The organism is Mesorhizobium sp. CO1-1-11 (assembly GCF_020164995.1).
Classification (GTDB): Bacteria; Pseudomonadota; Alphaproteobacteria; order Rhizobiales; family Rhizobiaceae; genus Mesorhizobium; species Mesorhizobium australicum.
The window spans coordinates 51,968-75,228 of sequence record NZ_JAIUHE010000007.1 but is presented as its reverse complement, the minus strand read 5'-3'; the positions used below and the strand labels follow the sequence as shown (position 1 = coordinate 75,228).

Below are 23,261 nucleotides of genomic sequence, written 5' to 3'. Positions count from 1 at the left end.
CTCATGCCAGCCGCATCACCTGCTTGTGGCTAGCGATCTCCAACAGCAGCCAATCCCGGAACAGCCTGACGCTGGTTGAATTGCGGTTGCCCGGCTTCTGCCGCAGGCAGTAGCTCTGTGGGATTGCGTGGCGGATCGTGAAGGGCGCGACCAGCTGGCCGCTGGCCAACAGGTCCTCGACCATGATGTTGTCAGCCAGCGCCACGCCGCCGCCATTCACGGCCTCACGGACGGCAAGCGCCGGGTCGTGGAAGATCGGGCCAGGCTTCGCGTCCAATCCGGCGAGCCCCTCCTTCTCGAACCATTCCTCCCACCACACCGTGGTGTTTTCGTGCAGCAGCCGGCAGCTTGCGAGATCGGCGGGTTCTCTCGGCGCATTCTTTTTGTCGAGGAAAGCGGGCGAGCACACCGGAAAGATGACGAGCGAGACGAGCGGAAGGAGCGAGGGATCGCCGGTCTCGACGGTGAACAGCACCCGCAGGTCGGCGCTCGGGTTGCCGCCCCGGTTCTCGTCGTCATGAATCGAGATGTCGAGTTCGCAGTCGGGATGCCGGTCGCGAAAGCGCGGCAAGCGATCGGCGAGCCACAGGTTCATGAAGGTGGCGTTGATCGACAACGAAGCGCGCCTGGCCTTGCGGCTTATTGCCTGTTCGCCGGTTTCCTCGGTCGCATTCTCGATCTCGCGGAAAGCCGCCGACAGCCGGCGGGCGTAGTGCGTCGCCTTCGGCGTCAGCGCCACTTGCCGGAAGCCGCGCTCGAACAGGTCGAGGCCCAGCGCCTGTTCCAGCAGCCGGATGTGGCGGCTTACCGCCGAAGGGGTGAGCCGCAGTTCGTCCGCCGCTTCCTTGAAGCTGCGCAGCCGTGCCGCCGCTTCGAAAGCCCTGATGGCATTCAGTGAGGGGAGCTTCATGGGGTGATGAGACAGCATCAGGTGAATTTTTGTCAACTGACTCGGGCCGAAAAGCCGTTTGTTTGAAAATGCCGCATCCTTCAGTTTGTGGCCATAGCCCTTCTGCTGGAAAGCCGCCATGCGACGCCTCGCCCTGCTTGCCGCTTCGATGCTTTGCCTCTCCGCCGCCTCGCTTTGCGGTGCAGCCGCCACCGAGGACAAGACCGTCAACATCTTCTTCTGGTACGACTACGTGCCGGCCGACACGATCGCGGAATTCGAAAAACAGACCGGTATCAAGGTGGTCTACGACACTTTCGATTCCGTCGACATGCTGACGACCAAGGCGCTGACCGGAGGCTCGGGCTACGACATCATCATGCCGGGCGCGGCGCTGGTCGGACAATATGCCAAGGCCGGCGCCATTCAGAAACTCGACAAGGCCAAAATCCCTAATGCCGGCGGCCTCAACCCTGACATCATGGCATTCCTCGCCAGGCAGGATCCAGGCAATGTCTACGCGCTCCCCTACGCCTATGGCTCCACGGGCATCATGTATAACCCGGCCAAGGTTGCTGCGCGGATGAAGAACGCGCCGGTTGACAGCCTCGACATGATCTTCAAGCCGGAGATCGCGGCCAAATTCCAGGATTGCGGCATCGCCATGGTCGATTCGCCGGAAGGCGTGATGTCGGTGGCGCTGAACTATCTCGGCTTCGATCCGTTCTCCACCGACGAGGCCGAGCTGCGCAAAGCCGGCGCATTGCTGGCTGCCATCAAGCCTTACATCAGGCATTTCAAATCCGGCTCGATCATGAGCGAACTGGCAGCGGGCGACCTCTGCCTGGCGCTCGGCTGGAGCGGCGACGCGATCGGCGCCAACGCCAGGGCGGCGGACTCCAAGAACGGCGTCGAAGTGCGTTATTCCGTGCCCAGGGAAGGCACCGAGATATTCTTCGACGTGATGACCGTCCCGGTCGATGCGCCGCATCCCGAAAATGCGCATGCCCTGATGAATTTCCTGATGGCACCCCAAGTCAGCGCTCGCTTCACCAACGCGACGCTCTACCCCAATGCCGTGCAGGCAGCGACGCCCTTGGTCAATGAAACCGTGCGCGACAACCCGAACATCTATTTCTCGAAAGACATCCTGAAGCGGCTGTTCGCCGCCCAGCCGCGCGACCCGAAATCGCTGCGTCTGGTCACCCGCCTCTGGACGAGTTTCGTCAGCGGCACGAACTGAGCCGTACCTGTCACCCCCCTTATTTCCCAGAAATGGACCTCGGCAAATGTTGCAGCCCCTTCCTCGTGCCCGCGAAACGGACGACGCCGTCTTCGGCAAGCATATCCATGGTGGCTCGCACGAGCCGGTCTACAGCGGCGTGCTCTCCTTCATGCGCCGCCGGCTGAGCCGCGATCTCGCCGGCGTCGACGTCGCCATCTGGGGAATTCCCTTTGATGCCGCCGTGTCCAACCGTCCGGGCGCCCGTTTCGGACCGCAAGGCGTGCGGCGTGCTTCAGCCATCCTCGAGGGCGATCCGCAATATCCCTTCCGGGCCGATCCGTTCGAAAGGCTGGCGGTCGTCGACTACGGCGATTGCGGGCTCGATTTCGGCAGGCATGACGACACGCCGCAGCAGATCGAGGCGCAAGCGAGCGAGGTCGTCGATGCCGGCGTGACGCTGCTTTCCATTGGCGGCGACCATTACGTGACGTGGCCGCTGCTTCGGGCCCACGCGAAGAGATACGGCCCCATGGCGCTGGTCCAGTTCGATGCCCATCAGGACACCTGGTTCGACGAGGACAGGCGCATCGACCACGGCTCGTTTGTCGCAAGAGCCGTTCGTGAAGGCATCGTCAGGCCGGACCGGTCCATCCAGGTCGGCATCCGCACGCATGCTCCCGAAACCTGCGGTCTGGAGATCCTTTACGGTGAGGATGTCGCCGAGCTTGGTGTCATGGGTGTCGTCGAGCGCATCAAGGCCCGCGTTGGCGATGCCAGGACCTATCTGACCTTCGACATCGATTGCCTCGACCCGGCCTATGCTCCTGGCACGGGCACTCCGGTCGCGGGCGGCTTGTCCTCTCGCGAGGCTCTGATGATCCTGCGCCGGCTCGGTTCGCTCGACATTGTCGGCGCCGACGTTGTCGAGGTGGCGCCCGCCTATGACCACGCCGATGTCACGTCGCTTGCCGGGGCGGCGGTGCTGCAGCACTATCTCGGCCTGCTCGCGGAACGAAAGGGCTGACAGCGCCGACTTCACCCCGGCGCGAACGCCCGCGCCGCCTCCACGACTTCCTCCGCCTGGTCCTGCCGCAGCAGGTCGATCGGAATGCGGCCGTCGAGCTGTGCCGCTGGGCGGGTCAGCCACAGCCATGCGAGTCTCGGATTGCCGATCAGCTCCAGCACGTCGCTTATGCCCGCGACCGGCCTGCCATCGACGAACTGCGCCAGCGGGAAGACGTGCTTGCGGCCACCCTTGCGCAGAGCGATGACGTCGCCGCGTCTCTGCCAACGGTGCAAGGTGGAGCGGGCGATGCGCAGATTCTCTTCCAGATAGGTCGAGCCGGCGACGCGGCCGGCCCAGTCCTCGATCAGCATCGATTCGAGGTCGTCGGAATGGGGAGCCGGGAGCGGGGTCTCGGCGCCGCCCAAAAGGGCCGAGGGCAGGTTCTTCGCGCCAGGGGTGCCGGCTTCGCCGCGGCGCGCGGCTTCCGCCGCCAGCGCGCGCACGAATTTCTGAGCCAGGCCCGGAAGGTCGGCATGGATGGCGTCGATGGCGCGCTGGTGCTTGGGCGACAGCAAGGTGACGGCGGACGCTATCGAGCCGGCGATCTTGCCGACCGAGACCATTGTTGAGCCGTTGATGGCCTCGTCATAGTGGGCAAGCGCACGCTCGACCTTTTCCGCCACCATGTCGGCGAAATCGTCCTGCGTGAGGCCGGTCGTCTTGGTCTGAAATGTCGTCTTGGTCTGAAATCTTGTCATGCATCTGTTTTCTGGGCCGCGCGCTCTCCTCCCTGGGCCGCGGCCGGTTGTTGAACGGTTACGGCGGAAAGTGGAAAGTGCGACGGCAACAGATGCAGCGATCCGACAGGTTGCTGTCCTGCATTGCTTCACACCCGATTAGCATGTCGAAACGTCAGTCACGGCACGCTCGCATTTCCGTGTAGGAGCGGCATGTGACAACCGCGCGACGATGAGAAGCGGTCCGCGCTTGCCTCCTTTCCCCACAGCGGGCGAGGAGAAAGGCGTTGTTACAACAGCCCCGCCTGCTCGGCCTCTTTGCGCAGGTTCTGCCTTGGCCTGGGGCCGATTTGCTGGATCACCAATCCGGCTGCCAGTGAGCCAAGATCGCCGCAAGTCTGGAGGTCGCGTCCCTGTGTGTAGCCATGCAGGAAACCGGCGGCGTAGAGATCGCCGGCGCCCGTCGTGTCGATCAGTTCCTTGATGGCGGTCGCCTGGATGACCACGGTCTCGTCGCCACGCACGATAACCGAGCCCTTTTCGGAGCGGGTAACCGCCGCGATCTTGCAATCCTTGCGGATCCGCGCCAGCGCTTCCTCGAACGATGACGTCTGGTAAAGCGACTTGATCTCGTGGCTGTTGGCAAAAACGATATCGACCGTGCCCGAACGCATCAGGTCGAGGAACTCGTCGCGGTAACGGTCGACGCAGAACGAATCCGATAAGGTCATAGATACTTCGCGACCGGCAGCGTGCGCCAGTTTCGCCGTCTGCCGGATCGCTTCCTTGGCGCGCGGGGGGTCCCACAGATAACCCTCGAAATAGGTCACCTTGGCGCCGGACGCCTTGTCGGCTTCGACATCTTCCGGGCCGAGTTCGACGCAGGCGCCGAGATAGGTGTTCATCGAGCGCTCGCCATCGGGGGTGACGAAGATCATCGAACGCGCCGTCGGCGGCTCGCCCTGGAGCGGCTTGGTGTCGAAGGCGACACCCTGCGCGTGGATGTCGTGCGCGTAGATTTCGCCCAGCGCATCGCTGGAGACCTTGCCGAAGAAGGCGGCGCGTCCGCCAAACGAGGCAACACCGGCCGCCGTGTTGCCGGCGCTGCCGCCGGAGGCCTCGATAGCCGGGCCCATGCGGCTGTACAGCAATTCGGCGCGCTGCGTGTCGATGAGATTCATCGCGCCCTTGATGATGCCGTTGGTCTCGAGGAATTCCTCCTCGCACTGGGCGATGATGTCGACAATCGCATTGCCGATGCAAAGCACGTCATAATCCGGCATCAATGTCTCCGCCAAAAACCCGGGCCGGCTTCTTGCCATGCCCGCGCGGGTCTACAGCATGACCCTGAAAACTGGCAACCGATTTTCTGTCCTTGCCGCGCCAGCCAGGCGCTACGACAATTCGACCGTGGCCGAAACATTTCGTCGCGATGTCGCCTACATCTGCGCCTGTTCGATCACGGTCCGAAGGCGCGAGCCCATGCCTGCCAAAAACGACACGACCATCGACCTGGCATTGCTCGGCGTGCTGGCGGTGCTTTGGGGAGCCTCCTACACCTTCATCAAGATCGGCGTAGAGACCATCCCGCCCATCACCTTCATCGCGGCCCGCACCCTGATCGCCGGCGCCATCCTGTTCGCCATCATCCGCTGGCGCGGGCTTGCCATGCCGGGCGATGCGGCAAGCTGGCGCCGCTTCGCCTTCCAGGCCTGCCTCAACAGCGTCGTCCCGTTCACGCTGATCGCCGCGGCCGAGCGTTCGGTCGACGCCGGCCTTGCCACCATCCTCAACGCCACCTCGCCGATCTTCACCTTCCTGCTGACGGCGCTCATCACCCGTCATGAGCCGGTGACCGCGCGCAAGCTGGTCGGCGTCGGCGCTGGCATCGCCGGCATCTGCCTCATCGTCGGCACGCAGGCGCTTGGCGGCATCGGCCACCAGCTCTGGGCACAGATCGCCATCGTCGCGGCAACCGTGTGCTATGCGGGCGCCGCCATTTTCGGCCGAGGCTTCAAGGGCCTCGATCCGATGCTTCCCGCCGCCGGTTCGATGCTGTGCGGCGCTGTCATGCTGGTACCGCTCAGCCTGGCGGTCGACCAGCCATGGACGCTGGAGCCCTCGGCGGCTTCCATCCTTGCCCTGCTCGGCCTGTCCGTGTTTTCGACGGCACTGGCTTTCGTCATCTATTTCCGCCTGATCCACACGCTGGGTTCGGTCGGCACCACGTCTCAGGCCTATCTGCGGGTGCCGATCGGCGTCGGCATCGGCGCCGTCTTCCTCGGTGAAAGCCTGGGCCCCACGGCCTGGCTCGGCATGGGGTTTGTCGTCGCCGGGGTGGCGGCCATGACCATACCGGTTCGCAAGCCGGCCTTGGCCCGATAGGCAGATCTGGGGAGCATACGAAGGCAAGCAACGGCCGGCGCTTGTGCTCTCGGGCCGCACCGCCTATCTCGGAAGCGTCCTGCCTTGTGGCTGTGTCCGCTGACCTGGGGGTGAAGCACGGTGATTTTCGACGCTGCCCGCATCGCGGCCCTTGAGCTGCTCTCGCCTCCGTTTCGCGCCGTGTTCATCAAGACGCTCGGGCTGACCCTGCTGGCGCTGGTCGCCCTGTGGTTCGGCCTGACCAGCCTTGTCGAATGGCTGGCCTTGCCGTGGCTACAGACGCTGTTGCCCGGCATGCCGTCCTGGGCCGGCTGGTTGGGCGGCATCGTCGCGGCCATCGCACTGGCCTTCGGCATGGCGCTTCTGATCGCGCCAGTCACGGCGGTGATCGCCGGCCTGTTCCTCGACGATGTGGCCGAAGTGGTCGAGCGCACCGATTATCCCGGCGACCCAGCCGGACGCGCCATGCCGGCACTGCGCTCGCTGGTGCTGGCGATAAAATTCTTCGGCATCGTCATCCTGGGCAACGTCGTCGCCTTGCTGCTTCTGCTGGTGCCGGGCATCAACATCGCCGCCTTTTTCATCGTCAACGGCTATTTGCTCGGGCGCGAATTCTTCGAATTCGCCGCCATGCGCTTTCGCGGGGAAGAAGAGGCCCGGGCCCTGCGCAGGCGGTATGCCGGTACGGTGTTTCTCTCCGGGCTGGTTGTCGCGGCCTTCCTCGCCGTGCCGCTGCTCAACCTGCTGACGCCGCTCTTCGCCGCCGCCATGATGGTGCATCTGCACAAGGCGATCTCGGCGCGGGAAGTCGCACGCGCGTCGCGGCGCTAAATCTCTTCAGCGTAGCAGAAATCCCCGCCCCAACTCGTCGTCCGGCTCGACAATGAATTCGGCTCGTCCGGAATAATAGGCACGGCCGCCGACGCGGGCGACGATCGCTTCATGCGGGCCGGCCTGCGCTGCTCGCGCCACCGCCCCGGAAAAGCGCGAGCCGGCGATGCTCTCGAACGTTCGCGTCTGCCCCACGGCGATCTCGCCCTTGGCATGCATGGCCGCCAGCCGGGCGGTGACGCCGGAACCGGTCGGCGAGCGGTCGACCTCCGCCTCGGCGAAGACGCAGACATTCCTGGTGGCCTCTCCGGAAAAGGCGTCCTTTCCATCGGTCAGGATGGTGCCATAGAGGAAGGCGAGGTCATCATGATCGGGATGCGACAGCGGAAACTCGGCCTTCAGCCGGTTCGTCAGCGTGGTTGCCGCGTCGACGAAATCGCGCACGCGGTCGCGGCCGAACTCCAAGCCGAATTGATGACAGTCGGCCAGCGCGTAAAAGGCGCCGCCATAGGCGATATCGAAACCGACCTTGCCATAGCCTGTCAGCTCGATCTGTCGATCGCCGGCGAACAGGAACGCCGGCACGCTCTCGAACGACACCGCGCCGGCCTTGCCATCGTTGACCGCGACCGAGGCGACGACCAGGCCGCACGGCGCCTCGATGTTCACGGTGGTGAACGGCTCCTGCTTCGCCACCAGCCCTTGATCGACGGCGTAGCGGCCGAGCGCGACGATGGCGTGGCCGCACATGGTCGAATAGCCCTCATTGTGCATGAACAGCACCGCGAGGTCGGCGCCGGGCAAATCGGGCTCGACCAGCAAAGCGCCATACATGTCATAGTGGCCGCGCGGCTCGAAGATCAGCAACTTGCGCAAATGGTCGAGATTGTCCCGCACATAGGCGCGCTTCTCAAGAATGGTGGCCTTGGGGATAGCGGGATAACCGCCCGTGACGATCCGTAGCGGCTCGCCACCCGTATGCATGTCGACAACGGTAAGGTTCATGCGGCCGAACCCATCCTAGCCCTGGGATTTGCCGAACAGCGCCTGCAGCTTGCCGAACGGCATGGCGGCGCGGGTGAAGCCGAACGTGCCGTCCTGCTGGATCTCGCGCGCCGCCGTCTCCAGCATGCCGTAGGCGAAATTGGTCAGCCATGGCCCAAGCGAAATCCGCTTGGCACCGGCCATGGCGAGGTCGGCGATGGTGAAGCCGGGCCTCGCCATGACATTGACCGGCTTGCCGACCGACGAACACAAGGTCCGCACCATCTCGACATCGCCGATACCAGGTGCATAGAGCACGTCGGCGCCGGCTTTTTCGAACGCCTGCAGCCGCTTGATCGTGTCGTCGAGATCGGACTTGCCCCAGAGGAAATTCTCGGCCCGCGCCGTGAAGACAAAGTCGCGCTTCAGCGCCCGCGCCGCCTCCACCGCTGCGGCGACGCGCTCCACCGCGTGCGAAAACTCGTAGATGGGCTTTTCAGGATCGCCGGTGTGATCCTCGATCGAGCAGCCGGCAAGCCCGGCCGCTTCCGCCGCGAAAATGGTTTCGGCGGCCTGCTCGGCGCTGTCCCCCTTGCCCTTCTCGAGATCGGCCGAGACCGGCAGGTCGGTCGCGCCCGTCACCTCGCGGCAATGATGGATCATCTGGTCGAAGGTCACGGCCCCATCCGGCAGGCCGCGCGAAAAGGCAAAGCCGGCGCTGGTGGTGGCCAGTGCCTTGAAGCCGAAGGATCCGAGCAGCTTCGTCGTGCCCGGATCCCAGGGATTGGGCATGACGAAGGTCGAGGCATGCAGGTCGCGAAAAATCTTGCCCTTGTCCATGAATGCTCCCCCATAACGAGTGTTGGGGCGGATGCTACCGCGCTGTTTGCGGCCGGGCAAACGAATGCGGTTGGTTCAGAAGCGTTTCTCGTTCTCTGCTGCCAATTTCTCGAAAGCGTCGATGTGGCGCATCTCGACAGGCACGGAGGTGGCATCCTTGTGACGGGCAGCGCGCTGCCGAGGTCAGGGAAACTGACGGCTTGTGCAGAGGCCGCCATCCAAAGCCGCAGCAGCACCCCAGGTGAGGATGAAGCGAAGCAGGTACGTTGGCATGGCGGCGCCCCATTGTCGGGCGCGCGGAAGGTAGCACAGCGCTTCGTGGCGTCCAGTGCAGCGGATCAGTGGATCGGCACCAGCCCGGCGAGTTCGCGCATGTCGTCGAACAGGATGCCGCCGGCCTGGATCAAGCCGTCGCGGTCGGAATAGGGGTCGCCATGATAGGAGAACACACGCATGCCGGCGGCGATGCCAGCCTGCGTGCCGGCGACGCTGTCTTCGATGACGATGCAGTCGGCGGGCGGGAAGCCCATCGTTTTGGCCGCATGCAGGAACAGGTCGGGGAACGGCTTGCCGCGCGACACCATGGTGGCGCTGAACATGGCATGTTCGAACAGCGGCAACAGACCGGTCTGGCCAAGCGTTATGTGCATCTTGGAGATCCTGGCCGAGGTGGCGACGCAATAAGCGATGCCGGCCGCGCGGACCGCCTCGATGAACTCCCGGACATAAGGGATCGCCTCGACACCGTGAGCGAACAGATCCGGCAGGCCGGCATTCCAGCGCTCGACGAAATCGGCGCCGAGCCTGACGCTGGTCGTCTCTTCGATCTCCTTCTGCACCGAGACCATGCTGCGGCCGGAGAAGTTCTTGCGGCAATATTCGAAGGTCGTTGGAAAACCGGCGTCGCTCAGCCATTCGGCCAGGCGCCGGTTGGCGAGGTTCTCGGTATCGACCAGGATCCCGTCGCAGTCGAAGATGACGAGCTTTGGCAGGGGGCGTGTTCCAGTCATGTTGGATCAGTCTACCCGGCAAAACGGTTCACTGTGCCGAAACACAGCCAGGCATCAGGCGGTGCCGGTCGATCCGAATCCGCCCGAGCCACGCGCCGTGCCGCCGGCCAGCGAACGCTCTTCAACCGCCACCTGCGTCACCGCGGCGAAAACGATCTGGGCAATGCGCATCCCGCGCGTCACCGCGAAATCCTCGTCGCCGAGATTGACCAGCAGCACCTTCACCTCGCCGCGATAATCGCTGTCGACCGTGCCCGGTGAATTGAGGACGGTAAGGCCGTGTTTGAAGGCAAGGCCCGAGCGGGGCCGCACCTGGCCTTCCATGCCTTCGGGAATTTCCAGGATCAGCCCCGTCGCTACCAAGGCGCGCTTGCCCGGCAGGATCAGAAGCGGCCGGTCTTCAGGCACCGCCGCGCGCAAATCCATGCCGGCGGCGCCGGCGCTTTCATAGGCGGGAAGCGGAAGTCCCTCGCCATGCGGCAACCTGACGAAGCCGACGGTGGGACCGATGACGGAAGGTGTTTGAAGGGCTGCGCGCATAAAATCGATCCTATCGGCGCGAATGTCGATTCGGTCAACTCGACCGCGGCGCTATCAACGGCTTTCTTTCAGGCATCACTGTGGCCTAGCGGAGTTCCACAGGAACCACCGTCGTCTCCTTGATCTCCTCCATCACGAAGGAGGCGGAGACATCGGATAAAGCCACCTTGGCGATGAGCCGCTGGTAGAGCCGGTCATAGGCTTTCACGTCGGCGACGCGGGCGCGCAGCACATAGTCGAGATCACCGGACATCCGGTAGACCCCGATGATCTCGGAAAGACCGGTCACCGCCGCCCGGAATTTCTGCAGCCAGTCGGGGTCGTGATTGGATGTGCGGATCAGGATGAACACCGAAAGGCCCAGCCCGAGCTTCTCGGCATCGACCAGCGCCACGCGGCCGGTGATGACGCCATCTTCCTCCAGCCGCTTGACGCGACGCCAGCAGGCATTGCGCGACAAGGCCACGCGCTCCGACAGCTGGTCGACCGACAGCGTGCCGTCACGTTGCAATTCGGCGAGCAGTTTTCGATCAATTTCGTCGATGTCAAAGCTCATATTGGGATATTTGTCCCATGGAATAGCAAAATACAAGGATATTTTGGGACCAATGAACCGGTGAGGCGTGCCAGGATACTCATATCGAAACGAAAAGCGCTGAAGGGGAAACAGCATGTCGGTCGCAAGGATTTTCACCTCTCATCCGGCCAAGGTCGGCGAAACCTATTTCAGCCATATGGCCTTCGCCGCCTGGTTTTCCTCGCGCCTGCTGATGGCGGCGGGAGCAGCTTTTGTTCACGCTTTCTTGCCATTTCTCTTCGAGACTACCGCCAGCCGAATCATTCGCGAGCTCTACGAGCGGACGCACAACAGAGGCACGCACGCGATCAACGAGCCCGCTGCTCTTCCGGATCGCGCCTAGAGGAAGACAGAAGCGATGTGCCGGTGGGCGGCCTATCTCGGTGAAGCGGTCTTTCTCGAAGACATCCTCACGGCGCCCTGTCACTCGCTGATCGCCCAGAGCCATTGCGCCCAGGAAGCGAAGTCGCCCACCAATGGCGACGGCTTCGGCCTTGCCTGGTATGGCGAGAGGCCAGAACCCGGCCTCTACCGCGATATCCTGCCGGCCTGGTCCGATCCCAATCTGAAAAGCCTGTGCCGGCAGATCAAGTCCAGCCTGTTCCTCGCCCATGTCAGGGCCTCGACCGGCAGCGCGACCAGCCGCATGAACTGCCATCCGTTCATCTCAGAACGCTGGTCGTTCATGCATAACGGCCAGATCGGTGGTTTCGAAAAAATCCGCCGCGCGCTGGAGAACTCGCTGTCCGACGCCGTTTTCGATCAGCGCGAAGGCACCACCGATTCCGAACTCTTTTTTCTGCTCATGATCGACGAGGGCCTTTCGGCCGACCCGCAAGGCGCCGTCTCGCGCGCCACCCGCCGGGTGCTGGAAGCCTCGCGTCGTGCCGGTTTCGAGCCGGCGCTGAAACTGACCGCCGCCTTTTCCGACGGACAGGCATTGTATGCGGTGCGCTATGCCACCGATGCCCTGGCTCCGACGCTTTACACGTCCATTTTCCGCAAAGGGGCCGGCCGCTGCATCGTCTCCGAACCCTTCGATCGCGAGGGCGGCGACTGGCAGGCGATTCCGGCATCGAGCTTCGTCACCATGACCAGGGATGGCATCGACATACATCCATTCGCTCCGGTCGCGGCGAAACTGGCGCTGGTTGGATAGGCTTTCGTCGCATTGAGTAACGTCGCGGGACAGCGCCCCCCTCTGTCCTGCCGGACATCTCCCCCACAAGGGGGGAGATCGGATGCCTCAATGGCTTTCGCCAATCCCCAGCGTTGCAGGACAGAGCGAAGCGCCGAAAACTGCCAATCTCCCCACCCGTGGGGGAGATGTCCGGCAGGACAAAGGGGGCGCCGTAGAGTGACGACCTCAATCATGGCGTGCAGCGTGATGATCGGCTTGCAATGGTCGGCAAACGCTGGTCGGAGGCGCGGCTGCTCGGCATCGCCAGGGCGATGATGCCCTTGACCAGCGGCTTTCGCCGTCCGCCCGGCTATTGAGCGAAGCGATCCAATCCATAGGGCGCCAGCAGCGTGTCGCGCTTGCCATCAAGAATTTCGCGCGTGGCGAACAAACCGATGGCTGGCGCCAGAGTGATGCCGGAATGCATGACCGCGATATAGACACCCTCCTTGCCTTTGGCGCGGCCGATGATCGGAAAGCCGTCGATCGGTGTCGGCCGGTAGCCAACGGTGTGGAAATCCAGCTCCAGCCCGTCGCTGTCGCGCAGCATGGCCTTCATGGCCGCGAACAATTCACGCGCCGTGGCTTCGGCGTCCATGCCGGGATCGGCGCCGCCGAAATCCGAGCCGGCGATGATTCGACCCTCGGCGGTCTGACGCATGTGCAGGCGCTCGGCCAGCACCAGCCCGTTGAGCAGTTTCTTGTAAGGCCGCGAGTGGACGATCAACCCGGGCGGTGTCTCGATCGGCAGGTTGATGCCAGCGGTCGCGGCAATGTCTGGCGAACCCACGCCGGCCGCGATCACCACCTCGTCGGCGGCAAACAGTCCATGCGATGTGTCCACGCCGGTGACCTTGCCGACGCTTTGGACAAGCGCCGTCACCGTGCTGAAGAGGATTCGCGCGCCGCGCCGTTCGGCATCGGCCAGCAGTGCCTTGGTGGCCGCGACAGGCTCGGCGACACCCTCTTCTGCGACATGCAGGGCGAAATCGGGAAGCTCGGTGAGATTGGGTTCGATGAGCGCCACCTCGCCGCGGTCGACGCGCTCGATTCCGTAGCCCCACTCAGAATGCTCCGCTGCATAGGTCTCCATGTCGGCCGCCGGCAGATCCCAGCACAGGCCGCCGCACCAATTGAGCGGCAGGCCGGGCAGGTCCCGCGCTAGGCGAGCCCACTCAGCCATGGCGCGGGTGCGCAGCCGGAAATACGGCTCCGGGTTACCCCAGCTTGCATTGATCCAGGCAAACGAGTTCGGCGTTGCGACACCACCGATTTTGCTGTCGGCAATCACCGTCACCCGCGCCTCGGCCTTGGTCAGATGCCATGCGATGGAGGCACCGATGATGCCGGCGCCGATGACGATGATTTGCTTGGTTTCGCTCATGCTTGATCTCCGTCGGACTGGCATCCCTGATGCCATTGCCGCTGCCGGAGCTCAAGTGCGGACAGGGCCGGTCAGGCTAAAACCGTCGACAGGCCGGGAAAGCGCTGCTAGAAGCCCGCGCCACAGACAGGATCCGAAAAATTGGCTGAAGACATCGAACAGGCGGTATCGCGCCGCCGCACCTTCGCGATCATTGCCCACCCGGACGCCGGCAAGACGACGCTGACCGAAAAGCTGCTTTTGTTCGGCGGCGCCATCCAGCTTGCCGGCGAGGTGAAGGCCAAGAAGGACCGTATCCAGACCCGGTCCGACTGGATGAAGATCGAGCGCGAGCGCGGCATTTCGGTCGTCACCTCGGTGATGACCTTCGAATATGAGGACAACGTCTTCAACCTGCTCGACACGCCGGGCCACGAGGATTTCGCCGACGATACCTATCGCACGCTGTCGGCGGTCGACTCGGCCGTCATGGTCATCGACGCCGCCAAGGGCATCGAGCCGCGCACGCTGAAATTGTTCGAGGTCTGCCGGCTGCGCGACATCCCCATCATCACCTTCGTCAACAAGATGGACCGTGAAAGCCGCGATCCGTTCGAGATTTTGGACGAAATCGAGCAGAAGCTGGCGCTGGACACCGCGCCCATCACCTGGCCGATCGGCCGTGGCAAGACCTTCTCCGGTACCTATCACCTGGCGCTGAACGCCGTGCGCAAGGGCGATGACGAGAAGGAACGCACCCCCGTCAACGGTCCCGATTCCAACCGCGTTGCCGGCCTTCTGCCGGAAAACGAGCGCGAGGCCTTCATCGAGGAACTCGAGCTCGCGCGAGAAGCCTGCCGTCCGCTCGACATCGAGGCCTTTCGCGAGGGCCATCTGACGCCGGTCTATTTCGGCTCGGCGCTGCGCAATTATGGCGTGCGCGATCTGATCGAGGCGCTTGGCGCCTTTGGCCCGCCGCCGCGCGCCCAGGAGGCCGACACCCGCACTATCGAGGCGACGGAGGAAAAGATGACCTCCTTCGTCTTCAAGATCCAGGCCAACATGGATCCCAATCACCGCGACCGCATCGCCTTCGTGCGCGTCTGCTCGGGCAAGCTCGAGCGCGGCATGAAGGCCAAGCTGGTGCGCACCGGCAAGCCGATGTCACTCTCGGCGCCGCAATTCTTCTTTGCCCGCACCCGCGTCACCGCCGACGAGGCGTTTGCCGGCGATGTCGTTGGGATCCCGAACCACGGCACGCTGCGCATCGGCGACACGTTGACCGAAGGCGAGGAAATTCTGTTTCGCGGCGTGCCCAACTTCGCCCCGGAAATCCTGCGTCGCGTCCGTCTCGGCGACGCGATGAAGGCGAAAAAGCTCAAGGAAGCGCTGCACCAGATGGCAGAGGAGGGCGTCGTCCAGCTGTTCTCGCCGGAAGACGGCTCGCCGGCCATCGTCGGTGTCGTCGGCGCGCTGCAGCTCGATGTGCTGAAAGAGCGGCTGAACTTCGAATACACGCTGCCGGTCGAATTTGAGATGTCGCGCTTTTCCATCTGCCGCTGGATATCGGCCGACGACAAGGCCGAGGTGCTTCGCTTCATCGAGGCGCATCGCGGCGACATCGCCCGCGACCTCGACAACGACCCGGTCTTCCTGGCCCAGCACGCCTTCTCGCTGAACTACGAAGCCGAACGCTGGAAGGCGATCCGCTTCGCCACGATCAAGGATTATCAGGTGCGAGACAAGGCGGCGTGATTCTAGTGAGTAGTGAGTAGTGAGTAGTGAGTAGGTACGCCTCGTTCTCCCATCGCACTACTCACTAGCAACTACTCACTACTCTACTCTTATGATCACCCCTTGGCCGCCGCTTCGATCTCAGCGATATCGATCTTGCTCATCTGCATCATTGCCGACATCACCCGGCCGGCCTTGGCCCTGTCCGGATCCAGAAGCAGGCGCGGCAGCTGCTCCGGCACGACCTGCCAAGACACACCGAATTTGTCCTTCAGCCAGCTGCATTGCGAAGGTTCGCCGCCACCTTCGATAAGCTTCTCCCAGAAGTAATCGACCTCTTCCTGCGTCTTGCAGTCGATCGACTGTGACATCGCCTCGTTAAACTTGAATTGCGGTCCGCCGTTGAGCGCCTGGAACGGCACGCCGTCGAGCTCGAACGTGGTCATCAGCACTTTGCCCGCATCGGCGTGACCCTCGGGCCAACGCAGAACGCTCGTAACCTTCGAATTCTTGAAGATGGAGACGTAGAAATTCATCGCCTCTTCTGCCCGGCCGTCGAACCACAGGCAGGTGGTGATCTTTTGCATGTCGTGCTCCTAGGTTGCTTCCTGCTGATACAATGAAACGGCTGACTCCGAGAATGGTGCCATTTCTTGCCGTCTGCCCAAGGACGGCCCTGATACGCCCGACCCGACATAGACATCGAATTTTTCTGAGACGCTCGTTTTTTCAGGAGAACCTGGCGCATTGCAAAAATGTGGCCAGACCATACTTGGCGGTCTATAAACCCTGCGATCAAAATTCAGCGCCGCCACGCTCCGCATCGAGCGCAGCCAGACAGCCAAGGAAAATTCATGCCCGCCTATCGCTCCCGCACCACCACCCATGGCCGCAACATGGCCGGCGCCCGCGGCCTGTGGCGCGCTACTGGCATGAAGGACAGCGATTTCGGCAAGCCGATCATTGCGGTGGTTAACTCCTTCACCCAGTTCGTGCCGGGCCATGTCCATCTGAAGGACCTAGGCCAGCTCGTCGCGCGCGAGATCGAGAAGGCCGGCGGTGTCGCCAAGGAATTCAACACCATCGCCGTCGACGACGGCATCGCCATGGGCCATGACGGCATGCTCTATTCGCTGCCGTCGCGCGAGCTGATCGCCGATTCCGTTGAATACATGGTCAATGCGCACTGTGCCGACGCCATGGTCTGCATTTCCAATTGCGACAAGATCACGCCCGGCATGCTGATGGCCTCATTGCGCCTCAACATCCCGACCGTCTTCGTCTCCGGCGGCCCGATGGAAGCCGGCAAGGTTGTGCTGGCCGGCAAGACGCAGGCGCTCGACCTCGTCGATGCCATGGTTGCGGCCGCCGACGACAAGATCTCCGACGAGGACGTCAAGGTCATCGAGCGCTCGGCCTGCCCGACCTGCGGTTCCTGTTCGGGCATGTTCACCGCCAATTCCATGAACTGCCTGACCGAGGCGCTGGGCCTGTCGCTGCCCGGCAACGGTTCGACGCTGGCCACGCATGCCGACCGCAAGCGCCTGTTCGTCGAGGCCGGCCATCTCATCGTCGATCTCGCCCAGCGCTACTACGAGCAGGATGACGAGAGTGCATTGCCGCGCAGCATTGCCTCGAAGGGCGCCTTCGAGAATGCCATGACGCTCGATATCGCCATGGGCGGTTCCACCAACACCGTGCTGCACATTCTGGCCGCCGCGCACGAGGGCGAGGTCGATTTCACCATGGAAGACATCGACCGGCTGTCGCGGCGGGTGCCGGTGCTATGCAAGGTGGCGCCGGCCAAGTCCGACGTCCACATGGAAGACGTCCACCGCGCTGGCGGCATCATGGCCATCCTTGGCCAGCTCGACAATGCCGGGTTGCTCAACCGCGACCTGCCGACCGTGCATACGGCGAGCCTCGGCGAAGCGCTCGACCATTGGGATATTTCGCGCACCTCGAGCCAGAATGTGCGCGACTTCTTCCTCGCCGCGCCCGGCGGCGTGCCCACGCAGGTCGCCTTCAGCCAGGACCGCCGCTGGGACGAGCTCGACATGAACCGCGAGACAGGCGTCATCCGCTCGGCCAATACGCCTTTCTCGAAAGACGGCGGCCTTGCCGTCCTGAAAGGCAATCTGGCGCTCGATGGCTGTATCGTGAAGACAGCCGGCGTCGACGAGTCGATCCTGAAATTCACCGGACCGGCTCGTGTCTTCGAAAGCCAGGACGCTTCGGTCAAGGCGATCCTTGCCAATGAGATCAAGGCTGGTGACGTCGTCGTCATCCGCTATGAGGGTCCGCGCGGCGGCCCCGGCATGCAGGAGATGCTCTATCCCACCAGTTATCTGAAGTCGAAAGGCCTCGGCAAGGCCTGCGCGCTGGTCACCGATGGGCGCTTCTCCGGCGGCACCTCGGGCCTGTCCATCGGTCATGCTTCGCCGGAAGCGGCGGAAGGCGGGCTGATCGGACTGGTGCAGGAGGGCGATACGATCGAGATCGATATCCCGAACCGCACCATTCGCCTTGCCGTCGACGACGCGGAACTCGATGCGCGCCGGGCGGCGATGGAGGCCAGGGGCGCGGACGCCTGGAAGCCGCAGGAAAAGCGCAAGCGCAAGGTGACGACGGCGCTGCGCGCCTACGCCGCCTTCGCCACCAGCGCCGACAAGGGGGCGGTGAGGCACGTGCCGGAGTAAAGTTCGAATCTCGTCAGGCAGGCGCTGCGGCACAAACTCCGCAGGACTACCTGTCCTCGACTTGCGCCGCTCCACATTAAGGCATCAGCTGATATTCATACAGCTTCTGGTAAAGCCCGCCTTGCCCGAGCAGCATCTTGTGCGGCCCGCTTTCCACCACCTTGCCGGCTTCCAGCACCACGATCGTGTCGGCCTGGTGCACGGTCGAGAGGCGGTGTGCGATGACGATTGTGGTGCGCCCTTCCGTCAGCTGTTGCAGCGCGTCGCGGAACAGCGCTTCCGACTCGGCGTCGAGCGCACTGGTTGCCTCGTCCAGCAGCAGGATTTCGGCATTGCGCAGCATGGCGCGCGCGATCGAGATGCGCTGGCGCTGGCCGCCCGACAAGAGGCCGCCATTCTCACCGACATCCGTCTCGTAGCCTTTCGCCTGCGCGACGATGAAGTCATGCGCGTTGGCGGCCCTGGCCGCGGCGATCACCTCGTCGTCGGTCGCATCCTCGCGCCCAAGCCGGATGTTGTGCATGATCGTGCCGGCAAACAGGAACGTATCCTGGCTGACATAGGCGATCTTTTCCCGCAGTGAGGCGAGCGTGGCATGGGAAATGTCCTGGCCGTCAAGCAGCACCCTGCCGCTCTTCGGGTCATACATGCGCATGATCAGGTTCAGGATCGTCGACTTGCCGCCGCCGGAGGGGCCGACCAGCGCCGTCATCTTGCCGGGCGCCAGGGTCAGGTCGAACCGGTCCAGCACCGGCGGACCGTTCTGATACGCGAAGCTGACGGCGTCGAATCGGATCTCGCCCGGTCCGGCCCGAATCGGCTTTGCATCCGGCTTCTCGGCTAGTGTCAGCGGCTGGTCGGCGAGCTCGAACATCATGCGCACGCCGACAATGCCGCTTTCCAGCGATATGCGCACCCGCGCGAGGCGCTTTGCCGGCTCATAGGCAAGCAGCAGCGCGGCGATGAAGGCCATGATGTTGCCAGGCATCTGGCCGCCCTGCAGGACCAGCAAGCCGCTGACCATGACGGCGCCGGCGATCGCCAGGCCGGCCAGCGTTTCCATCACCGGATTGGTCACCGCTTCCAGCGCGGCGATGTTGTTGGCCCGATCCTCGACGTCCGCCACCGCCCTGTACATGCGTTTGCGCATCAGGCCTTCGAGGTTGAAGGATTTGACCACGCGCACGCCGATCGCGGTTTCCTGCATCACCTGCACGATCTGGCCGACCGACCGGAACTCCATGGCGGCGAACTTGCGCACGCGCTTCAGGATGCGGTTGACGCCATAGATGGCCAACGGACCGACGACGAAGCAGATCAGCGACAGCGCCGGCTGCTGCCAGACCATGACCCCAATCAGAGCAGCCAGCGTCACCAGATCGCGCACGTAGGAAGTGACGATGAGGTCGAGCACGTTGCGCGCCGCCTGGGCATTGTTGGTCATGCGGGTGATCAGGTCGGACGACGAGGTCGAATGGTAGAATTCGATGCCTTGCGCCAGGATGCGGTCATAGATCTTGCGCTGCCGTTCGGCGATGATGGCGTTGCCGACGCGGCTCATGAAGTAGGCCTGGACGAAATTGGCGATGCCCTTGACGATGAAGATCCCGGCGACCGCCACGGCGATCATATTGACGCGGTCGACCCGTTTATCGATGACGAATTCATTGGTGATTTCACGCAGGATCCAGGCACTGGCGGCCGTCATGCCGGCCACCACGAGCATCGACAGGATGGCGGCGGCGTAGCCGGCCCTGTGTTGCCGGAACGATTCCCGGAGCAGCCTTGCGACGAGGCGCTGGTTCTCCGTCGAGCGGAAGAAGCGAAACAACGGCTGATCCTTGATGCCGGGATGACGAAGGCGGCTTATAGAGGGAGATGCCGCCGGAGGGAACCTTTCGCCGCCATGGAAAGAAACCGCTGCGGCGGGGTGTCTTTTGAGACACGATGCGGCAGTGATTCTTCAAGCAGGATGATGACAGATGGATTTCGATCTTATTGTGCGCGGCGGCACGCTTCCGGATGGCGGCATCGCCGACGTCGGCATCAGCGGCGAGACGATCGCCGCGATCGAGCCGAAGCTCGACGGTTCCGCGCGGACCGAGGTCGACGCCCATGGCAATCTGGTGGCGCCGCCCTTCGTCGATCCGCATTTCCACATGGACGCGACGCTCTCCTACGGCCTTCCGCGTATCAACGCGTCGGGCACGCTGCTCGAAGGCATAGCGCTATGGGGCGAACTGAAGCCGCTCCTGACGCACGAGGCCGTGCGTGACCGGGCGCTCGCCTATTGCGACTGGGCGGTGTCGATGGGGCTGCTCGCCATCCGCACCCATGTCGACGTCTGCGACGACCGGCTGCTGGCCGTCGAGGCGCTGCTGGAGGTCAAGAAAATCGTCGCCCCCTATATCGATCTGCAATTGGTTGCCTTCCCGCAGGACGGCTTCTATCGCTCGCCGACCGCGCGAAAAAACACCATTCGCGCGCTGGACATTGGCGTCGACATCGTCGGCGGCATTCCGCATTTCGAGCGCACCATGGCCGACGGCACACGCTCGGTTACCGAACTGTGCGAGATCGCGGCAAAACGCGGGCTCATGGTCGACCTGCATTGCGACGAGACCGACGACCCGCTGTCGCGCCACATCGAACAGCTCGCCTATGAAGCGCAGCGCCTCGGCCTGCAGGGCAGGGTGGCCGGTTCGCACCTCACCTCGATGCATTCGATGGACAATTACTACGTCTCGAAGCTTCTGCCGCTGATCGCCGAAGCCGGCGTTTCCGCGATCCCCAATCCGCTGATCAACATCATGCTGCAGGGCCGCCACGACACATTCCCGAAGCGGCGTGGCATGACGCGGGTCAAGGAGATGCTGGCGCTGGGCATCCGTGTCGGCTGGGGTCAGGATTGCGTGCTCGATCCCTGGTATTCGCTGGGCACCGCCGACATGCTCGACGTCGCCTTCATGGGCCTGCATGTAGCCCAGATGTCGAGCCCCGCCGACATGGCGCGCTGCTTCGATATGGTCACCAACGTCAACGCCGCGATCATGGGCCTCGACCATCTCGGCCTCGGCGTCGGCAAGCGCGCCAGCCTGGTGATCCTCGATGCCGGCAATCCGATCGAGGCTCTGCGCCTGCGCGCCGAGCGCATCTGCGTCATCGCCAGGGGCAAGGTGGTGGCGGAGCGGACGAGGCAGGATACCAGGCTTTCGATCTCCGGCAGGCCGTCGCAGGTGAATCGCAGGCATATATCCACCTAGATACAGCCGATTCCCGACGCTGGTCTTACCTATTTCCCGATTTCTCCTCGTCAAAGCCGGCGCTTCCGTCTACGACGCGGCTCGGGCGAGGGAGGAATCGGGGCAGGCATGACGCAACCCGTGGCGCGGAATTCCACAATCAAGAATGTCCTCCTGGCCGGCATCCTGCTGATGCTGGCTGGCGACTTCCTGTTTGCGCTCAACGATGCGATGGGCAAGTGGCTGGTCGCCAGTTTCTCCGTCGGCCAGGTGGTGCTGATCCGCTCGATCGGCGCTTTCTTCGTGCTGGGTCCGATGATTGCCAACCAGGGCGCCGGCAGACTGTTCCAGCTGGAGCGGCCAGGGTTGCAGATCCTGCGCGTGGTGGCGACGACACTGGACACCGCCTTGTTCTACGCCGCCGTCGTCTACCTGCCGCTTGCCGATGTGATGAGCTTCTACATGGCCGGGCCGATCTATGTGGCGGCGCTGTCACATTTCCTGCTTGGCGAAAAGGTCGGCTGGCGCCGCTGGGTGGCGATCCTGCTCGGCTTCTGCGGTGTGGTGATCATGCTGAAACCGTCCTCTGCCGCGTTTTCGCTGTCATCGAGTTTCGCACTTGTCGGCAGCCTTGCCTTCGCCTTCGCCATCATCCTCAACCGGCGCCTGCGCGGCACCAGCGACACCAATCTGGTGACATGGCAGACGATCGGCACGCTGGCGGTCGGCGGCGCCCTCACCATCGGGGCCTGGAAGACGCCGTCTGCGCTTGATTTCGGCGCCATGCTGCTGCTCGGCATCGTTTCCTGCGGGGCGCATCTGATGATCACCAGGGCGCTGAAACTGGCGCCGGCCTCGACGCTGGCGCCGCTGCACTACACGCTGCTCTTGTGGGCGGTGGTGTTCGGGCTGGTGTTCTTCGGCGACGTTCCCGGTCCGCGCATCCTGATCGGCTCGGGCATCATCGTCCTGGCCGGCCTGTTCATCTTCCACCGCCAGAAGGTGGTAGACACCACGGTGCCGCCGGAGAACGTGCCGAAAGGTGTGAACTAGGGGCCAGATTTCTGGTGCCTAGCCCTTGCGTACCGCCGCCAGGTGCCGCGAAAATTCCTCTGTCTCCATCAGCGCCTTGCAGCGGGCGAAGCGGCCGTCGGCATAGGCGCGGAAATCGTCGACGGGATTTTCGTTGGCAAGCTGAATCAGCCCCCACAGCGTCCACAACAGGTCGCACATCGCCTTGTAGATGACGATGCGGCCGCGCTCCGCCGGCCTCGCCTCGCCGCCGAAATAGGCGCGCATCAGCTCCTCGTCCTGGGCGGCGTCGAACTTGCCTTCCACGCTGAGGTCGCCGAGGTCCCAGAGCGGGTCGTTCATCCCCGAATATTCCCAGTCGACGATCCACATCCGCTCGCCCGTGTCGAGGAAATTCTCGCACAGCGGGTCGCAATGGCAGGCGACGAGAGGCAAGGGGCGGACGGCCAAGGCCGAGCGTACGCTGCCGGCCTCGCGCACCACGTCATGATAGCCGGCGGGCAGGGCGACATCCCTGGTCGACAGCACCTTGAGATAGTCGTCGATCATCGAAAACAGTTCGAAGCGGAAGGGGAACACCGCGCCGGACGCGTGCAGCTTGCGGAAGGCCTCGGCCGCTCGGGCCGGGCTGCCCTGCCGCTCCTTGAACTTCTCCGGCGACATCGTCTCCGCACCGGCAATGTAGCGCGTCACCATCAGGCCGCTGGCGGCGTCGGCATGCAGCACTTCAGGACTTACCCCCGCGATTGCCGCCTCACGCGCGGCAATCGCCTCGTTGGCGCGGTTGATGTATTCCTCGGTGCCTTTGCCTGGAATACGCAGGCAGTAATCGCCGGCCTTGAAGACGAGGTTGGTCAAGCCGCCGAGCCGTTCCAGCGGGCCAGTATAGCCGGCCAGTACCGGAATGACGGCAAGTTTTGCCCGCGCCTCGTCTGTCCCCATGCCTGCGTCCCCACGCGTTATTTCTCGGCTGCACGGTTCCACAAT

Annotated in this window: 22 protein-coding genes; 10 read left to right on the top strand and 12 right to left on the bottom strand. The window is 63.6% G+C overall.

All coding sequences use genetic code 11. The features are described from left to right. Position 1: 1 nt before the first annotated feature. Positions 2-910 carry a LysR substrate-binding domain-containing protein gene (locus LB554_RS09830; RefSeq protein ID WP_224584288.1) on the bottom strand — a complete coding sequence of 303 codons (909 nt, stop codon included), beginning with the start codon at positions 908-910 and terminating at the stop codon, positions 2-4. Between the two features lie 118 nt (positions 911-1,028). On the opposite strand from LB554_RS09830, the gene LB554_RS09825 reads away from it, so the two are divergent. Together LB554_RS09825 and speB are read left to right on the top strand one after the other, a co-directional pair. Next, positions 1,029-2,132 carry a polyamine ABC transporter substrate-binding protein gene (locus LB554_RS09825; RefSeq protein ID WP_224584287.1) on the top strand — a complete coding sequence of 368 codons (1,104 nt, stop codon included), beginning with the start codon at positions 1,029-1,031 and terminating at the stop codon, positions 2,130-2,132. Between the two features lie 46 nt (positions 2,133-2,178). Then, complete coding sequence (gene speB / locus LB554_RS09820; protein ID WP_224584286.1) at positions 2,179-3,138, top strand: agmatinase; 960 nt, start codon at positions 2,179-2,181, stop codon at positions 3,136-3,138. Between the two features lie 11 nt (positions 3,139-3,149). Here speB and LB554_RS09815 read toward each other — a convergent pair whose 3' ends face one another. Together LB554_RS09815 and LB554_RS09810 are read right to left on the bottom strand one after the other, a co-directional pair. Then, positions 3,150-3,878 (bottom strand): antitoxin Xre/MbcA/ParS toxin-binding domain-containing protein, encoded by a 729-nt coding sequence (locus tag LB554_RS09815; RefSeq protein ID WP_224584285.1) that lies wholly within the window; start codon positions 3,876-3,878, stop codon positions 3,150-3,152. 269 nt (positions 3,879-4,147) lie between these two features. Then, positions 4,148-5,140, bottom strand: a complete 993-nt coding sequence (locus LB554_RS09810; RefSeq protein WP_224584284.1) for an adenosine kinase — start codon at positions 5,138-5,140, stop codon at positions 4,148-4,150. 199 nt (positions 5,141-5,339) lie between these two features. Here LB554_RS09810 and LB554_RS09805 point away from each other — a divergent pair, with 199 nt between their 5' ends. Together LB554_RS09805 and LB554_RS09800 are read left to right on the top strand one after the other, a co-directional pair. Beyond that, positions 5,340-6,242, top strand: coding sequence for a DMT family transporter (locus LB554_RS09805; RefSeq protein ID WP_224584441.1), 903 nt, complete (start codon positions 5,340-5,342; stop codon positions 6,240-6,242). 120 nt (positions 6,243-6,362) lie between these two features. Next, positions 6,363-7,073, top strand: coding sequence for a sulfate transporter family protein (locus LB554_RS09800; RefSeq protein WP_224584283.1), 711 nt, complete (start codon positions 6,363-6,365; stop codon positions 7,071-7,073). Between the two features lie 6 nt (positions 7,074-7,079). On the opposite strand, the gene LB554_RS09795 is transcribed toward LB554_RS09800, so the two are convergent. The 5 genes from LB554_RS09795 to LB554_RS09775 form a co-directional block, all read right to left on the bottom strand. Continuing rightward, a complete protein-coding gene (locus LB554_RS09795; protein WP_224584282.1) occupies positions 7,080-8,078 on the bottom strand; it encodes a proline racemase family protein in 999 nt (332 codons plus the stop codon). Positions 8,079-8,093: 15 nt separating this feature from the next. Continuing rightward, on the bottom strand, positions 8,094-8,897 hold the full coding sequence (locus LB554_RS09790; protein ID WP_140614891.1) for an isocitrate lyase/phosphoenolpyruvate mutase family protein: 804 nt from the start codon (positions 8,895-8,897) through the stop codon (positions 8,094-8,096). 338 nt (positions 8,898-9,235) lie between these two features. Continuing rightward, on the bottom strand, positions 9,236-9,907 hold the full coding sequence (locus LB554_RS09785; RefSeq protein ID WP_140875631.1) for an HAD family hydrolase: 672 nt from the start codon (positions 9,905-9,907) through the stop codon (positions 9,236-9,238). 54 nt (positions 9,908-9,961) lie between these two features. Then, entirely contained in the window at positions 9,962-10,447 is a 486-nt protein-coding gene (gene dut / locus LB554_RS09780; RefSeq protein WP_140723192.1) for a dUTP diphosphatase, read from the bottom strand. An 85-nt stretch (positions 10,448-10,532) separates the two neighbouring features. Continuing rightward, complete coding sequence (locus LB554_RS09775; protein WP_224584281.1) at positions 10,533-11,003, bottom strand: Lrp/AsnC family transcriptional regulator; 471 nt, start codon at positions 11,001-11,003, stop codon at positions 10,533-10,535. A gap of 115 nt (positions 11,004-11,118) precedes the next feature. Between LB554_RS09775 and LB554_RS09770 the strand changes: the two genes are divergently transcribed. After that, positions 11,119-11,367, top strand: coding sequence for a DUF6356 family protein (locus tag LB554_RS09770; RefSeq protein WP_015314154.1), 249 nt, complete (start codon positions 11,119-11,121; stop codon positions 11,365-11,367). A gap of 15 nt (positions 11,368-11,382) precedes the next feature. After that, positions 11,383-12,183: a class II glutamine amidotransferase gene (locus tag LB554_RS09765; protein ID WP_224584280.1), complete on the top strand. Its 801-nt coding sequence runs from the start codon at positions 11,383-11,385 to the stop codon at positions 12,181-12,183. A 331-nt stretch (positions 12,184-12,514) separates the two neighbouring features. On the opposite strand, the gene LB554_RS09760 is transcribed toward LB554_RS09765, so the two are convergent. Further along, complete coding sequence (locus LB554_RS09760) at positions 12,515-13,588, bottom strand: NAD(P)/FAD-dependent oxidoreductase (protein WP_224584279.1); 1,074 nt, start codon at positions 13,586-13,588, stop codon at positions 12,515-12,517. 141 nt (positions 13,589-13,729) lie between these two features. Here LB554_RS09760 and LB554_RS09755 point away from each other — a divergent pair, with 141 nt between their 5' ends. Further along, on the top strand, positions 13,730-15,322 hold the full coding sequence (locus LB554_RS09755; RefSeq protein ID WP_140660553.1) for a peptide chain release factor 3: 1,593 nt from the start codon (positions 13,730-13,732) through the stop codon (positions 15,320-15,322). 95 nt (positions 15,323-15,417) lie between these two features. On the opposite strand, the gene LB554_RS09750 is transcribed toward LB554_RS09755, so the two are convergent. After that, complete coding sequence (locus LB554_RS09750; protein ID WP_015314150.1) at positions 15,418-15,888, bottom strand: VOC family protein; 471 nt, start codon at positions 15,886-15,888, stop codon at positions 15,418-15,420. A 267-nt stretch (positions 15,889-16,155) separates the two neighbouring features. Here LB554_RS09750 and ilvD point away from each other — a divergent pair, with 267 nt between their 5' ends. Next, positions 16,156-18,000, top strand: coding sequence for a dihydroxy-acid dehydratase (gene ilvD / locus LB554_RS09745; RefSeq protein ID WP_140723177.1), 1,845 nt, complete (start codon positions 16,156-16,158; stop codon positions 17,998-18,000). Between the two features lie 76 nt (positions 18,001-18,076). On the opposite strand, the gene LB554_RS09740 is transcribed toward ilvD, so the two are convergent. Beyond that, positions 18,077-19,831 carry an ABC transporter ATP-binding protein gene (locus LB554_RS09740; protein WP_224584278.1) on the bottom strand — a complete coding sequence of 585 codons (1,755 nt, stop codon included), beginning with the start codon at positions 19,829-19,831 and terminating at the stop codon, positions 18,077-18,079. Between the two features lie 151 nt (positions 19,832-19,982). Here LB554_RS09740 and LB554_RS09735 point away from each other — a divergent pair, with 151 nt between their 5' ends. After that, positions 19,983-21,263 carry an amidohydrolase family protein gene (locus tag LB554_RS09735; protein ID WP_224584276.1) on the top strand — a complete coding sequence of 427 codons (1,281 nt, stop codon included), beginning with the start codon at positions 19,983-19,985 and terminating at the stop codon, positions 21,261-21,263. Positions 21,264-21,371: 108 nt separating this feature from the next. Further along, positions 21,372-22,295, top strand: coding sequence for a DMT family transporter (locus tag LB554_RS09730; RefSeq protein WP_140714204.1), 924 nt, complete (start codon positions 21,372-21,374; stop codon positions 22,293-22,295). An 18-nt stretch (positions 22,296-22,313) separates the two neighbouring features. Here LB554_RS09730 and LB554_RS09725 read toward each other — a convergent pair whose 3' ends face one another. Beyond that, on the bottom strand, positions 22,314-23,216 hold the full coding sequence (locus LB554_RS09725; RefSeq protein WP_224584274.1) for a phosphotransferase family protein: 903 nt from the start codon (positions 23,214-23,216) through the stop codon (positions 22,314-22,316). Positions 23,217-23,261 lie beyond the last annotated feature (45 nt).

Bases quoted from the DNA above. Each gene is read 5' to 3' on its own strand.
- LB554_RS09830 (WP_224584288.1), bottom strand. From the start codon at position 910: ATGAAGCTCCCCTCACTGAATGCCATCAGGGCTTTCGAAGCGGCGGCA.
- LB554_RS09825 (WP_224584287.1), top strand. From the start codon at position 1,029: ATGCGACGCCTCGCCCTGCTTGCCGCTTCGATGCTTTGCCTCTCCGCC.
- speB (WP_224584286.1), top strand. From the start codon at position 2,179: ATGTTGCAGCCCCTTCCTCGTGCCCGCGAAACGGACGACGCCGTCTTC.
- LB554_RS09815 (WP_224584285.1), bottom strand. From the start codon at position 3,878: ATGACAAGATTTCAGACCAAGACGACATTTCAGACCAAGACGACCGGC.
- LB554_RS09810 (WP_224584284.1), bottom strand. From the start codon at position 5,140: ATGCCGGATTATGACGTGCTTTGCATCGGCAATGCGATTGTCGACATC.
- LB554_RS09805 (WP_224584441.1), top strand. From the start codon at position 5,340: ATGCCTGCCAAAAACGACACGACCATCGACCTGGCATTGCTCGGCGTG.
- LB554_RS09795 (WP_224584282.1), bottom strand. From the start codon at position 8,078: ATGAACCTTACCGTTGTCGACATGCATACGGGTGGCGAGCCGCTACGG.
- LB554_RS09790 (WP_140614891.1), bottom strand. From the start codon at position 8,897: ATGGACAAGGGCAAGATTTTTCGCGACCTGCATGCCTCGACCTTCGTC.
- LB554_RS09785 (WP_140875631.1), bottom strand. From the start codon at position 9,907: ATGACTGGAACACGCCCCCTGCCAAAGCTCGTCATCTTCGACTGCGAC.
- dut (WP_140723192.1), bottom strand. From the start codon at position 10,447: ATGCGCGCAGCCCTTCAAACACCTTCCGTCATCGGTCCCACCGTCGGC.
- LB554_RS09775 (WP_224584281.1), bottom strand. From the start codon at position 11,003: ATGAGCTTTGACATCGACGAAATTGATCGAAAACTGCTCGCCGAATTG.
- LB554_RS09770 (WP_015314154.1), top strand. From the start codon at position 11,119: ATGTCGGTCGCAAGGATTTTCACCTCTCATCCGGCCAAGGTCGGCGAA.
- LB554_RS09765 (WP_224584280.1), top strand. From the start codon at position 11,383: ATGTGCCGGTGGGCGGCCTATCTCGGTGAAGCGGTCTTTCTCGAAGAC.
- LB554_RS09760 (WP_224584279.1), bottom strand. From the start codon at position 13,588: ATGAGCGAAACCAAGCAAATCATCGTCATCGGCGCCGGCATCATCGGT.
- LB554_RS09750 (WP_015314150.1), bottom strand. From the start codon at position 15,888: ATGCAAAAGATCACCACCTGCCTGTGGTTCGACGGCCGGGCAGAAGAG.
- ilvD (WP_140723177.1), top strand. From the start codon at position 16,156: ATGCCCGCCTATCGCTCCCGCACCACCACCCATGGCCGCAACATGGCC.
- LB554_RS09735 (WP_224584276.1), top strand. From the start codon at position 19,983: ATGGATTTCGATCTTATTGTGCGCGGCGGCACGCTTCCGGATGGCGGC.
- LB554_RS09730 (WP_140714204.1), top strand. From the start codon at position 21,372: ATGACGCAACCCGTGGCGCGGAATTCCACAATCAAGAATGTCCTCCTG.
- LB554_RS09725 (WP_224584274.1), bottom strand. From the start codon at position 23,216: ATGGGGACAGACGAGGCGCGGGCAAAACTTGCCGTCATTCCGGTACTG.